The sequence below is a fragment of the Streptomyces sp. NPDC017225 genome, assembly GCF_044331465.1.
In the GTDB taxonomy this organism is placed as follows: domain Bacteria; phylum Actinomycetota; class Actinomycetes; order Streptomycetales; family Streptomycetaceae; genus Streptomyces.
The window spans coordinates 172,543-184,839 of sequence record NZ_JBIRNE010000008.1 but is presented as its reverse complement, the minus strand read 5'-3'; the positions used below and the strand labels follow the sequence as shown (position 1 = coordinate 184,839).

The 12,297-nt window shown below is 74.1% G+C and carries 9 protein-coding genes and 2 pseudogenes; 6 read left to right on the top strand and 5 right to left on the bottom strand.

The window, feature by feature from the left end; genetic code table 11:
- The first annotated feature begins 24 nt into the window (after positions 1-24).
- Positions 25-852: a peptidyl-tRNA hydrolase gene (locus ACH4NX_RS19545; RefSeq protein ID WP_398129280.1), complete on the top strand. Its 828-nt coding sequence runs from the start codon at positions 25-27 to the stop codon at positions 850-852.
- Positions 853-899: 47 nt separating this feature from the next.
- Here the strand turns inward: ACH4NX_RS19545 and ACH4NX_RS19540 are convergent, their stop codons facing one another.
- Both ACH4NX_RS19540 and ACH4NX_RS19535 read right to left on the bottom strand, forming a co-directional pair.
- The gene (locus ACH4NX_RS19540; RefSeq protein WP_398129281.1) at positions 900-1,955 is read right to left on the bottom strand and encodes a DUF2804 domain-containing protein; all 1,056 of its coding nucleotides are present in this window, start codon (positions 1,953-1,955) and stop codon (positions 900-902) included.
- 34 nt (positions 1,956-1,989) lie between these two features.
- Positions 1,990-2,825, bottom strand: a pseudogene (locus ACH4NX_RS19535) (RNA-guided endonuclease TnpB family protein); the annotation flags it as partial.
- 134 nt (positions 2,826-2,959) lie between these two features.
- Between ACH4NX_RS19535 and ACH4NX_RS19530 the strand changes: the two are divergent.
- The 3 genes from ACH4NX_RS19530 to ACH4NX_RS19520 all read left to right on the top strand — a co-directional run bounded on the left by ACH4NX_RS19530 (position 2,960) and on the right by ACH4NX_RS19520 (position 6,980).
- On the top strand, positions 2,960-4,294 hold the full coding sequence (locus tag ACH4NX_RS19530) for a DUF692 domain-containing protein (protein ID WP_351391949.1): 1,335 nt from the start codon (positions 2,960-2,962) through the stop codon (positions 4,292-4,294).
- Positions 4,295-4,411: 117 nt separating this feature from the next.
- A complete protein-coding gene (locus tag ACH4NX_RS19525; protein WP_351391567.1) occupies positions 4,412-5,206 on the top strand; it encodes a TIGR04222 domain-containing membrane protein in 795 nt (264 codons plus the stop codon).
- 151 nt (positions 5,207-5,357) lie between these two features.
- The gene (locus ACH4NX_RS19520) at positions 5,358-6,980 is read left to right on the top strand and encodes an alpha/beta hydrolase (RefSeq protein ID WP_398129282.1); all 1,623 of its coding nucleotides are present in this window, start codon (positions 5,358-5,360) and stop codon (positions 6,978-6,980) included.
- Here ACH4NX_RS19520 and hemQ read toward each other — a convergent pair whose 3' ends face one another.
- The gene (hemQ, locus tag ACH4NX_RS19515; RefSeq protein ID WP_351391561.1) at positions 6,981-7,712 is read right to left on the bottom strand and encodes a hydrogen peroxide-dependent heme synthase; all 732 of its coding nucleotides are present in this window, start codon (positions 7,710-7,712) and stop codon (positions 6,981-6,983) included.
- 4 nt (positions 7,713-7,716) lie between these two features.
- On the bottom strand, positions 7,717-9,195 hold the full coding sequence (gene hemG, locus ACH4NX_RS19510) for a protoporphyrinogen oxidase (protein WP_398129283.1): 1,479 nt from the start codon (positions 9,193-9,195) through the stop codon (positions 7,717-7,719).
- A 616-nt stretch (positions 9,196-9,811) separates the two neighbouring features.
- Here hemG and ACH4NX_RS19505 point away from each other — a divergent pair.
- A pseudogene (locus tag ACH4NX_RS19505) lies at positions 9,812-10,324 on the top strand (DUF4349 domain-containing protein); the annotation flags it as partial.
- A 27-nt stretch (positions 10,325-10,351) separates the two neighbouring features.
- On the top strand, positions 10,352-11,767 hold the full coding sequence (locus ACH4NX_RS19500) for an FAD-dependent oxidoreductase (protein ID WP_398129284.1): 1,416 nt from the start codon (positions 10,352-10,354) through the stop codon (positions 11,765-11,767).
- Positions 11,768-11,790: 23 nt separating this feature from the next.
- On the opposite strand, the gene ACH4NX_RS19495 is transcribed toward ACH4NX_RS19500, so the two are convergent.
- Positions 11,791-12,189: a hypothetical protein gene (locus tag ACH4NX_RS19495; protein ID WP_398129285.1), complete on the bottom strand. Its 399-nt coding sequence runs from the start codon at positions 12,187-12,189 to the stop codon at positions 11,791-11,793.
- Positions 12,190-12,297: the final 108 nt, after the last annotated feature.

Sequence of the window (12,297 nt, the reverse complement as noted above, 5' to 3'; positions counted from 1 at the left end):
GCGTGGCTTGGCAGACTGGTGGGCGTGAGCAATGATCCGACGACGCCCGTCCCCGACAGTCCGTCCGTCCGCGACAGTCCGTCCGTCCGCGACAGTCCGTCCGTCCGCGACAGTCCGTCCGTCCCCGACAGTCCGCCGGTCCTTGACGGCGCGCCCGCCCCGGACAGTCCCTTCCGCCCCACACCCGGCGACCGCGACCTCGCGCCGCAGTTCGTGCTGCCGCTGGTCGTACGCATCGAGCGGGCGGCGCCACCGCCCCGTACCGACGCGCTGGAGACCGCGGCCCGGGCGGTGCTGGTGATGCTCGGCGACGAGCGGTCGACCGGCGACGGCGAGTGGGCGCGGGCGGTGCGGGACTGGCAGGACGCGCGCATCCGCAAGGTCGTACGGCGGGCGCGCGGCGCCGAGTGGCGGCGGGCCGAGGCACTGCCCGGCGTCAGCGTCACCGGGAAGACGGCCGAGGTGCGGGTCTTCCCCCCGGTCCCGCTGGACGGCTGGCCCAAGGACCTGGCCCGCCTCCAGGTCTCCGGCACCGACCTCGACGACCCGGAACCGCCGGCCGGCGCCGACCCCTGCGCGCCGGTGCTCTGGATGAACCCGGACCTGGACATGTCGGCCGGCAAGGCGATGGCCCAGGCCGGACACGGCGCGCAGCTCGCCTGGTGGGAGCTGTCGGACGGCGAACGGGCGGCGTGGCGCGACGCGGGCTTCCCGCTGGCGGTACGCACCGCCGACCCGGCCCGCTGGGGCGGCCTCACCACCGGCGGCCTGCCGGTGGTCCGCGATGCCGGGTTCACGGAGATCGCGCCGGGGTCGTGCACGGTGGTGGCGGACCACCCGGCGCTGCGGTGAGGCCCGGGCCGGCCCGGCTGCGGGCGCGCCGGTCCGCGACAGTGCCGTCACCAGCGCATGTGGACGTCCTCGGCCCACCCCAGGAGCCGCTCCACGGTGATCTCGGTGCCGTCGTCGGTGCGGATCCGGCCGTCGTAGTGGCCGAAGCGCTGGTCGGTGCGGTTGACGACCAGGCCGGCGTTGGTGTGCGCGGAGCGGTTGTGGAACGGCGTGAAGGTGAGGTCCACCTGGTCGGACGAGGGCGTGCGGACGGTCCAGGGCGCCAGGGGGTCCGAGGGGGACCAGCGCCAGTCCAGCTCCTCGCCGATCTTGGTGAGCCGGCCGTCCACGCACAGTCCGTTCTCGGTCGACCCGGTGCCCTCCGTCCAGCGCCCGCCGAACTGGAGGCCCACCGTGTGCCCGTCCGTGCGGCCGGAGGCGGCGCCCCAGTTCCAGTCGACCGTGCGTGGCCAGCGGCCCCGGCCGTGGTCCAGCACGGCCCAGGCCTCGCCGCCGTCCCCGCCGAAACCCAGGACCTCGGTGCCGATCCTGACCCCGCCGGTGGCGGGGAGCGCGGTCTGCTTGGACGTGTACTGGAAACGCCGTTCGCTCCACGGCACCACGACCGAGAGCGACTCGTGGCCCTCCGGGCGCTCGACCAGGAGGTCGACCTCGACGGGCAGCCGGTCCGGAGTGAGGCAGCGGGCCTTCAGACGCGTACCGCCGTCCTCGTCGCGGATCTCGACGCGCACCTTGCCGCCGGTGGGCCGCTCGGGGCCCACGACGACGTCGCCGGCACCCGGGGCGCCGGCGACGGTGTCCGGGAGGCGGACGCCACGGCCGGCCGGGATCACCGCGGCCCGCTCGAACTCGAGCCCGGTCGGCTCGTACTCCAGCAGGTAGAGCGAGTTCAGTGCGAGGAAGTCGAGGTCGCTGACGGTCAGCGCCACCAGGTGGGTGGGCGTCGTCACGCACCAGTGCTCCCACCGCTTGGTGCGGCCCCAGCCGCGCAGGTTGGCGCGATGCAGCGGCACCCTGGACCAGCCGACGGCCACCGGATCGAGCCTGCCGTCGGGCAGACAGAGGTCGACGGGCTCGGTGATCTCGTTCTCGTGCGTCGCCATGGGCGGAGCCTATCGGCGGCGCGAAGCTCAGATGGGCGGTTGACCGCGCCCCGCGTCGCCACAACTCCCACGCTCTCGCGCGGATGTCGCGGGAGCCGTTCCGGTCCGCGTGATCAGCGAATCCGCAGGACCGGCATCCGCACCAGGCCCTGGGAGACCCGGTTCGCCCTGTCGATGTGGCCGCATTCGGCGCAGGTGCGGGAGGTGTACGCCGGATCGACGTACACCACCGGCACCCCCGCCTTGCGGGCCTTGTAGGCGATGAACTGCCCCAGCTGGCGAAGGCCCAGCTGGAGTGGGTGGCCCGTCGGGGCTTGCGAAGCCGTACCCGCTCACGAATGCCCGTCAGTTCTCCAGGGCGATTCCGCGACCGGTGCGTTCTGCCTCGGCCACCACACGTTTCGCGATCTCGTGGTTGATGTCCTTGGCCCGCCGCGCTTCTTTGCGCCGCCGTTTCCTCAGCCGGCGTCTGGCGGACGGAGTGTTCTTCTTCTGCGGCTTGGTGCGGAGCGTGCGCTCCCGGCTACGGGTGCGGTTGAGCTCTCGTCCGGCCATGATCTCGCCGTCGCAGATCGGACTCGCCCCCGCGGTAGAGGGCCAGGGTCGCCATCCGCTCGGGTGAGGCCGTGAACGCCACGTCCTTCACCCGCCCGGCGGTCGTCCAGACCGAGACCCGGCGCTGGTCGATTCCAAGGTGGGCCCTCAGCGTGACGTACGCGTCACACACCTTCTTGATCACGTGCTGGGCGGCCTGCGCACCCAGGTTCCACCGGGCCTCGCTCGCCCAGGTCGCCGCTGCGTTGCAGGCCGCAGGGTCGCCTCCAGCGCCGCCGCCCGCACCGGCGTCGGCACCAACTTGACCCGCGTCATCAGTCCTGGGGTTCCTCGCAAGAATCTGCAGAACATGCCCTGCCCGGGGTTCGGTCCGGGTCGGGCGGGCGATAAACCCGGCATGCGCGCAGAAGGGGGACGTAGCCATGGAGCGACTGGGACAACCGGGACGACTGGGACGACTGGGAACCGGTATCGGATGGCGTCCGGAGATCGCGGACGTGGTTGAGCGGATGCCCGGCATCGACTGGGTCGAGGCCGTGTCCGAGAACCTCTGCCCCGGGCACCTGCCCGACTCGCTGCTGCGGCTTCGCGAGCGCGGGGTGACGGTCGTGCCGCACGGTGTCTCGCTCGGGCTCGGCGGTGCCGGGCGGCCGGACCCGGGGCGGCTGGCGGCGCTGGCCGAACGGGCTCAGGTGCTGGAGTCGCCGCTGGTCACCGAGCACATCGCGTTCGTCCGGGCGGGCGGGCCGCTGACCGCCTCCCCGGTCCTGGAGGCCGGGCACCTGCTGCCGGTGCCGCGCACCCGCGACGCCCTCGACGTGCTGTGCGAGAACGTGCGCATCGCGCAGGACGCGCTGCCCGTGCCGCTCGCCGTGGAGAACATCGCCGCGCTCCTCTCCTGGCCGGACGACGAGGAGATGACGGAGGGGCAGTTCCTGTACGAGCTGGCCGACCGGACGGGGGTGCGACTGCTGATCGACGTGGCGAACCTGCACACCAACCACGTCAATCGCGGCGAGGACCCGGCCGAGGCGCTCGCCGAGCTGCCGCTGGAGGCCATCGCCTACGTCCATGTCGCGGGCGGGCTCGAACGCGACGGCGTCTGGCACGACAGCCACGCCCACCCCGTCGCGCAACCGGTGCTCGACATCCTGACCGACCTCGCCTCACGTGTGACGCCGCCGGGCGTGCTGCTGGAGCGTGACGAGAACTTCCCCGAGGGGGAGGAGCTCATGGCGGAGGTGGAGGCGATCCGCGCCGCCGTGGAGAAGGGGCGGGCGGCGGGGACGGTGCCCACCGCGCCCGGGCCCGGGGCGGTGTTGTCCCGCGCCGCGCGTGCCGGGTCCGGAGCCGGAGCCAAAGCCGGTGACGCCGTACGTCAGCGGCTCGGTCTCGCGCAGGCCGCGCTGCTGTCCGCACTGGTGGCCGGGACGCCCGCGCCCGAGGGGTTCGACCGGGTGCGGCTGGGGGTGCAGGCGCGGGCGCTCGCCGGGAAGCGGGCGGACGTGGTCGCGAAGGTCGCGCCCGAACTGCCGGTGCTCCTCGGTGCGGGGTACCGGCCGGCCTTCCTCGCCTACGCCCGTCGGCGTCCGATGACGGGTGGCTACCGGCGGGACGCCCTCGACTTCGTCGAGCACCTGACGCGCGACGGCCTTCCGCAGGACGCCGACGCGCGGCGGGAGTTGCGGCAGTGGTGGCTGGAACGGTCGGGACCGGTGCCGCGGTCGGAGCGTGCCGGGGTGCGGTGGGCCCGTGCGACCAGGCGTGTTCTGCTGCGCCGTTGAACCGGACACGGCCTCGCCGGGACATCACCAAACGGAACGTCACATACCCACAACACCGCGTCCCGAAATGTGAACAGGGCATGGCGCCGGCGAAAGCCTTTGGCATAGAAGTACGGCATGTTCTGGGTCCTTCTGCTCCTGTCGGCCTGGGCCGTGGCCGGTCTGGCGTGCCTGCGTCTGTGTCTGGCCGCCGTACGCGCCGCTGCCGTCGACCCGCACACCGTGGGCCGTGAGCACGCGCTGACGCTGTACGAGGCGGCGTTCCTGTCCGGCGGCCCCCGGCGGGTCGCCGACCTGACACTGGTCTCCATGGCACGTCAGCGCCGGCTGCTGCTCGCGCACACCGGCTGGGCGACCGTCGTCGACCCGCGTGGACGGGACGAGATGGAACGGTCGGTCATAGGGGCGATAGGACCCGAGGGGCAGTCACGCATAGCGCCGGTACGGGCCGCCGCGGCCACCGCCGACGCGGTGCGGGGCCTGGCAGACCGGCTGGTCGGCGCGGGTCTCGCCGTGCCGGACGGCGCCACCGGCATCGCGGCCGGGGTCCGGCGGGTGCGGTTCGCCGCGGTGACCGTGGTCGCGCTGGGCGCCGCCGCCCTGGCGGTGCCGCTCCCCGCGGACCAGCCGCGCCCGCTGATCGCCCTGTGGTTCGCGCTGCCGCTCACCCTGACCCTGGGGTGCCTGGCGATCACGCGGATGGAGGTCCACCCGTATTCGCGCTGGGCCTCCCCGGCCGGACAGCGGCTGATCAGTGCCCTCGTCCGGCACGCCGACGGCTCGGCGGACGACCGCACGTACCTCACCTCGGTCGCCGTACGCGGCGTCCACGCGATCGGCGAACCGGACCTGCGGGCGGCCTTCGCCCACCGCGAGGAACACGCCGAGGAGCACTGGGAGCGCCGGGCCTGACACGGCGTACGGGGCCGTACGGGGCTTGCAGGGCTCGCGGTCCGGGGGCGTACGGAGGCGCTCGGCGCCGACACCCGCGGGCGGTGCTTGCCCCGCCCGGCCGCCGCACGGAACATCCCTTGTGTCACGCCGTGCACCGAAGGGATACGCGATGCGAGCTGCCGCCCTCTACTCGGCCGCCGGGTCCTTGCTGCTGACCACCCTCGCCGCCGCCCCCGCCCAGGGGACGCCGGGCGGTCCCGGGGCCGCCGAGGCGCGCGGCACCGCCGTGGCCGCCGAGCGGGCGGCGGCGGCCGGCATCGAGTTCGGCAGGTGCCCCGGGGCGGAGGACCTGCCGGGCAGCATGCGCTGCGGTACGGTCACCGTCCCCCTGGACTACGCGCACCCCGACGGCAAGCGGATCCGGCTCACCGTCAGCCGGGTGCGGGCCACCCACAAGGACCCGGACGACAGCGGGCGCGAGGTGCCCGGGCAGGGCGCGCTGCTCTACAACCCGGGCGGTCCGGGGGCCTCGGGGCTGCACTTCCCGCTGGTCGGCATGGTGCCCGAGTGGAAGCGGATCGCGGCGGCGTACGACCTCGTCGGGTATGCCCCGCGCGGGGTCGCGCCCTCCGCGCCCTTGTCCTGCCAGGACCCCGGGGACTTCTTCGAGGGGCCCCGGCCGGCCCCGGCCCGGCCCTCGGACGCGTACAAGGAGGAACGTGCCGCCGAGGCCGAGGCGTACGCGCGCGGCTGCGCCGAACGGGCCGGGGACGCGCTGCGGCACTACCACTCCCTCAACAACGCCCGCGACCTGGAGGTCGTACGGGCGGCGCTGGGCGAGCGACGGCTCACGTACATGGGCGCGTCGTACGGCACCTACCTCGGGGCGCTGTACGCCGAGCTGTTCCCCTCGCGCGTGCGGCGGATGGTGTTCGACTCGGTGGTGAACCCGCACCCCGAGCGGGTCTGGTACCGCAACAACCTCGACCAGTCGGAGGCGTTCGAGGACCGCTGGACGGACTTCAAGGTGTGGACGGCCGGGCACGACGCCGTGTACGGGCTCGGGGACACGGCGGCGAAGGTGCAGCGCGGTTACGAGGAGGCGAGCGCGCGGCTCGCGGCCGAGCCCGCGGGAGGCACCGTCGGACCGGCGCAGTTGCAGGGGGCGTTCCTGCGGGCCGGGTACTACGACGACTACTGGCCGCACCGCGCCGGGGCGCTGTCGGCCTATCTGCGGGGAGATCCGCAGCCGCTGATCGACCAGGCGGGGACACGGACCGAGGAGGGGGCGGCCGGGGCGGAGAACTCCAGCGCCGTGTACACGGCCGTCGAGTGCAACGACGCGCCCTGGCCGACCGACTTCGCCGTCTGGGACCGGGACAACACGCGGCTGGCGCGCCGGGCGCCGTTCGAGACGTGGGACAACGTGTGGACGAACCTGCCGTGCGCCTTCTGGCAGGCGCCCCGGCAGACCCCCCTCGACGTGCGCACCGGGCCGGGCGAGCTGCCGCCGACGCTGCTCCTGGCCGCCGAGCGGGACGCGGCCACCCCGTACGGCGGCGCGCTGGAGCTGCGCCGGCGGCTGTCGGGCTCGGTGCTGGTGACCGAGCGGGACGCCGGCACGCACGGCATCGCCGCCGGGCCGAACGCCTGCGTCAACGCCCACCTGGAGGCGTACCTGCTGGACGGACGCCTCCCGGCGCGGGACGCGTCGTGCGCCCCGCGCCCGGAACCGGAGCCGAGGTCCGCGGCCGGGCCGGGAACCGGGTCGGCCGCGCAACCGGCGGTCTGATCAGGCGAGCCCGGCCACGAGCTCACCGATGTCCTTGCGGCGCCCCGTGTAGAACGGTACCTCCTCGCGGACGTGCATCCGGGCCTCGGAGCCGCGCAGGTGGCGCATGAGGTCGACGATGCGGTGCAGCTCGTCGGCCTCGAACGCGAGGAGCCACTCGTAGTCGCCGAGGGAGAACGCGGGCACCGTGTTGGCGCGCACGTCCGGGAAGCCGCGGGCCATCTTGCCGTGGTCGGCGAGCATGCGGCGGCGGTCCTCGTCGGGCAGCAGGTACCAGTCGTACGAGCGCACGAACGGGTAGACGCTGACGTAGTTCCGGGGCTGCTCGTCGGCGAGGAAGGCCGGGATGTGCGAGCGGTTGAACTCGGCCGGGCGGTGCAGCGCCATGTTCGACCAGACCGGCTCCAGCGCGCGGCCCAGCTTGGTGCGGCGGAAGAGGTTGTACGCCTCCTGGAGCTGGTCGGCGGTCTCGGCGTGCCACCAGATCATGAGGTCGGCGTCGGCACGCAGTCCGGACACGTCGTAGGTGCCGCGGATCGTCACGTCCTTGGCGGCGAGCTGGTCGAACAGCTCCTGGACCTCGTCGGCGTAGCCCGCGCGGTCCTCGGGCAGCACGTCCTTGAGCTTGAAGACGGACCAGAGGGTGTAGCGGATGACCTCGTTGAGGTCCTTGGCCAGCTTGCCCTTGTTGGGGATCCGGTCGGCAGCGGTGGTGGAGGCGTCGTCACTCATGGCCCTATTCTCCCGCTCCGCCGTGCGCGCTCCGCACCGGGTGGGCGGTGAGTCGCTCCACACCGCGCGGTTCGTCCCGGAGCCGGTCCACGGCCGCGTACGCGCTCGCGATGCTCGCCGGGATGCCGACGCCGTCGTAGGCCGCGCCGCACACCGCGAGGCCCGGGAGCTTCGCGACGTGTTCGCGGACGCGTGCCACGCGCGCGTGGTGGCCGACGGGGTACTGGGGCAGGCCGTCCTGCCAGCGGGTGACGCGGGTGGCGACGGGTTCGGCGGTGAGACCGGTGGCCTCTGCCAGGTCGTGCCGGGAGGCGGCGACGAGGCCCGCGTCGTCGCGGCCCAGGATCTCCGTCTCGCCGTACCGTCCGACGGAGGTGCGCAGGACGACCAGGTCCGGGTCCTCGTCGGCGACCCAGCCCCACTTGCGGGAGGCGAAGGTGGCCGCCTTGATGGTGCGCCCGTCGACCGGCGGCACCAGGAAGCCGCTGCCCTCGGGGAGCGCGGCGGCGTCGGAGCGGCGGTAGGCGAGGGAGATCAGCGCCATGGAGGCGTACTCGACGGCGGCCAGCTCGGCCGCCGCGGCGGGGGCCTCGGCGCGCAGCAGCTCGGCGGCGGGGCGGGCGGGGACGGCGACGACGACCGCGTCGGCGTGCAGTCGCCGGTCGCCGGTGACGATCCGCCAGCCGTCCGGGGCCGTGCGGCGCAGCTCCGTCACGGGCGCGTGGGTGACGATCTCGCCGCCCCGCGCGCGCACCGACTCCGCGACCGCGGGCGCCAGGGTGCCGATGCCGCCCTCGATGCCCATGAAGACCGGGCCGCTGGGAGGGGAGGTGGCCGTCCGGCCCTGGAGGGCGCGCACCGCCTCGGTGAGGGAGGTGTGGGTACGGGCGGCCTCGAAGAGCTGCGGCACGGCCGAGCGCAGGGAGATGCGGTAGGCGTCGCCCGCGTAGACGCCGCCCAGCAGTGGTTCGACGAGGCGGTCGACGACCTCGCGGCCGAGGCGCTCCGCCACGTACTCCCCCACCGCCACGTCGTCGCCGACCTCGGTGCGGGGCAGTTCGGCGTCCCGCTCGATGCGGGAGAGGCCCTCCTCGGAGAGGACGCCGGCCAGGGCGGCGGCGGTGCCGGGGACGCCCATGACGTGTCCCTTGGGCATGGGGCGCAGGGCGCCGCGGGTCCACAGGGAGGCCGACGCGGTGGACGGCGGCTGGAGGCGGTCGGCGAGACCCACCTCGCGGGCCAGGCCGACGGCCTCGGGACGGCGGGCCAGCATCGACTCGGCGCCGAGGTCGACGCGTACTCCGGCGATCTCGCCGGGCAGCAGCTTGCCGCCGACGCGGTCCGACGCCTCCAGCACGGTCACCCGCGCGCCGCGCTCCAGCAGCCGGTGGGCGGCGGCCAGTCCGGCGATACCGGCTCCGATGACGACGACATGCCCCGTTTTCGCGGGGTTCTCGCCCGCGGGACTCTCACTTGCGCACATGCCCCCAGCGTCTCAGACGGCACCGACACCGCCGCCGGTCCGGTCGGCCCCCGCGCTCGCGCCGAAGGTCCCTGGGAGGAGGCCCCAAGAGGCCCCGCGAGTCCGGACCGTGACCGCTTCGGAACCGTTCCGCGCCAACGTTCGCGCCCCTGCCCGCGTCGAAGGAGCGTCAGTCGTCACGACTCCCGGGGGTTGGCAACTGCTCGCTGAGGAGTGTGTACAACGTCGGGTTAGCTCGTTCGTGTGATGGTCCGCTCGCGGGCTTGCGGGGGCCTGAGCCAACTGGAGTAGCGTGATCAGCGCGATCTGGGACGCCGGTTGCGGCGCCAGGATGCGGGGCCCCCGCTCCACCGGAGTGATGGTTCGGGGCCTCCCCGTCGCCTCTGGCCGTAGCCACATGGCCAGGTCGCGCAGGGAACTGGCCTCCCAGGACCGGATCACGCACAGGATGCGTGTCGCCGCCCCGGGGTCGAGTACGCCGGGGACCAGTGCGCTCAAGACCGTTCGGGGCGTGCGACTGAGCCGACTCACTTCTGCTCAGTCCCGAGGAACGGTACCCACCATGCGCGTACGACGATGAGCACCACGACCGCACGACGTTCCGTGCCATCCGCTCGTCACGTCGCAGCGCGCCAGCGTGGCCCGGATCCGCGAGCTGATGGACCGGGCGACGAAGCTGAGCGACGTGGTGACGCTGGAGGGCGAGCTGAGTACGCGCCAGGCGGAACTGGAGGCACTGCTCGCCCGGCAGGCGGCCCTCAAGGACCGCACGAGCCTGGCCACCATCACCCTGTCCCTGTCCGAGACGCCGGTGAAGCGGGCGGAGAAGGACGACGATCCCGGGTTCGTGGACGCCCTGGCCGGCGGCTGGGACGCCTTCGTGACGATGCTGCGCTGGGTGGCGGTGGCGCTCGGCGCGGTGCTGCCGTTCGCCGCGGTGGCGGCGCTGCTGGTCCTGCTGTGGCTGCGGGTGGTACGGCCCCGGCTGCCGCGCCGCCCCGTGTCGGTGCCCGCACCGCCCACGACGGCCGCCTCCGCCGCGCCCGCCCCGCTGCCGACGGCCCGGCCGGCGCCCGGGGCCGCGCACCGGCGGGCCGCACACGGCGAGGAGCCCGGCGGGCAGGACTGAAATGCCCCGTCCCCGTAGCGTGTTCGCATGGACATGAGTGCTGCGAGCGGGACGAGCGGGACCGGACGGGCCAAAGAGCGACTGGTCGTGATCGGCGGTGACGCCGCGGGCATGTCCGCGGCGTCACAGGCACGCCGGCTGAAGGGCCCGGACGAGCTGGAGATCGTGGCGTTCGAACGCGGCCACTTCAGCTCGTTCTCGGCGTGCGGCATCCCGTACTGGGTCGGTGGTGACGTCGGTGACCGGGACCAGCTGGTCGCCCGGACGCCCGAGGAGCACCGCGCGCGCGACATCGACCTGCGGATGCGCACCGAGGTCACGGAGATCGACGTCTCCGGTGGGCGGGTACGCGCGCGTGACGTCGATTCCGGGGCGGAGTCCTGGACGTCGTACGACAAGCTCGTGATCGGGACCGGCGCCCGCCCGATCCGTCCGGAGCTGCCGGGTGTCGACGCGCCCGGCGTGCACGGGGTGCAGACCCTGGACGACGGGCAGGCGCTGCTCGACACGCTGGCACGCACGCGTGGCCGCCGCGCGGTCGTCGTCGGCGCCGGGTACATCGGCGTGGAGATGGCCGAGGCGCTCATCAACCGCGGCTACGAGGTGACGGTCGTCAACCGCGGCCGGGAGCCGATGTCCACCCTCGACCCGGACATGGGCCGCATGGTGCACGAGGCGATGGAGGGTCTCGGCATCACCATGGTGAACGGCGCCGAGGTCACCAAGGTGCTGACGGGGGACGACGGCCGGGTGCGGGCGGTGGCCACCGAGGACGCCGAGTTCCCGGCGGACGTGGTGGTGCTCGGCATCGGCGTACGCCCCGAGACCGCGCTCGCGAAGGCCGCCGGTCTGCCGGTCGGCGCCCACGGCGGGCTGCTGACCGACCTGGCCATGCGGGTGCGCGGGCACGAGAACATCTGGGCCGGCGGCGACTGCGTGGAGGTGCTCGACCTGGTCTCCGGGCAGCAGCGGCACATCCCGCTCGGCACCCACGCCAACAAGCACGGCCAGGTCATCGGCACCAACGCGGGCGGCGGCTACGCCACCTTCCCGGGCGTGGTCGGCACGGCGGTCAGCAAGGTCTGCGACCTGGAGATCGCGCGGACCGGACTGCGCGAGAAGGACGCGCTGCGGGCGGGGCTGCGGTTCGTGACGGTCACCATCGAGTCCACCAGCCGCGCCGGCTACTATCCGGGCGCCTCCCCCATGACGGTGAAGATGCTCGCCGAGCGGCGCACCGGACGGCTGCTCGGCGTCCAGATCGTGGGCCGCGAGGGCGCGGGCAAGCGGGTCGACATCGCCGCGGTGGCCCTCACGGCCGGGATGACGGTGGAGCGGATGACGGCCCTGGACCTCGGTTACGCGCCGCCGTTCTCACCGGTGTGGGACCCCGTACTGGTCGCCGCGCGCAAGGCGGCGAGGGCGGTGGAGCGGCAGGCCTGACGGCGCGGCCCTAGGGAGTGGCCCTAGGCCCTCCCGTTGATCCGGTCGATGGCCTGCCGTGCCTGTTCGGCCGGGGGCCGCGACGGCAGGGACGACACCGACGCCGGGGTGGTCACCGGCGCCGGGGTGGTCACCGGCGGCTGGGCCGTCACCGGTGCCGGGCCGCTCACCGGTGCCGGGCCGCTCACCGCGGGCGGCTGCTCACCGGCCGGCCTGGCGTGTGCCGCGGCGTGTGTGGAACGCAGCCGGTGGCTCACCGCCTCGTCCAGCGTCACCGGCCGCTGCGTCCGCGCGGCCAGCCGCCCGGCCTCCTGACCGAGCCGGGCGACGTCCTCCCACGGCAGGCGCAGCACGAGGGCGACCTCGGCCTCGCCGTCGGGCAGGGCGTGCATCGCCAAAGCCGGTGTGACCCGTTCGTTCATCGCCTGATCCTCACGTCGTCCCCGCGCCCCGCCTTCCCCGGACCGCGGGCGGTTGAGAGGAGATACGCGCACCCGGGCGCCCGCGTTCAGGGGACCTACCGGTTCACC

What these genes read in the sequence shown, in the direction of transcription:
- ACH4NX_RS19540 (WP_398129281.1), bottom strand. Translation starts at nt 1,955, where the DNA reads ATGGCGACGCACGAGAACGAGATCACCGAGCCCGTCGACCTCTGTCTG.
- ACH4NX_RS19525 (WP_351391567.1), top strand. Translation starts at nt 4,412, where the DNA reads ATGTTCTGGGTCCTTCTGCTCCTGTCGGCCTGGGCCGTGGCCGGTCTG.
- ACH4NX_RS19520 (WP_398129282.1), top strand. Translation starts at nt 5,358, where the DNA reads ATGCGAGCTGCCGCCCTCTACTCGGCCGCCGGGTCCTTGCTGCTGACC.
- hemQ (WP_351391561.1), bottom strand. Translation starts at nt 7,712, where the DNA reads ATGAGTGACGACGCCTCCACCACCGCTGCCGACCGGATCCCCAACAAG.
- hemG (WP_398129283.1), bottom strand. Translation starts at nt 9,195, where the DNA reads ATGTGCGCAAGTGAGAGTCCCGCGGGCGAGAACCCCGCGAAAACGGGG.
- ACH4NX_RS19500 (WP_398129284.1), top strand. Translation starts at nt 10,352, where the DNA reads ATGGACATGAGTGCTGCGAGCGGGACGAGCGGGACCGGACGGGCCAAA.
- ACH4NX_RS19495 (WP_398129285.1), bottom strand. Translation starts at nt 12,189, where the DNA reads ATGAACGAACGGGTCACACCGGCTTTGGCGATGCACGCCCTGCCCGAC.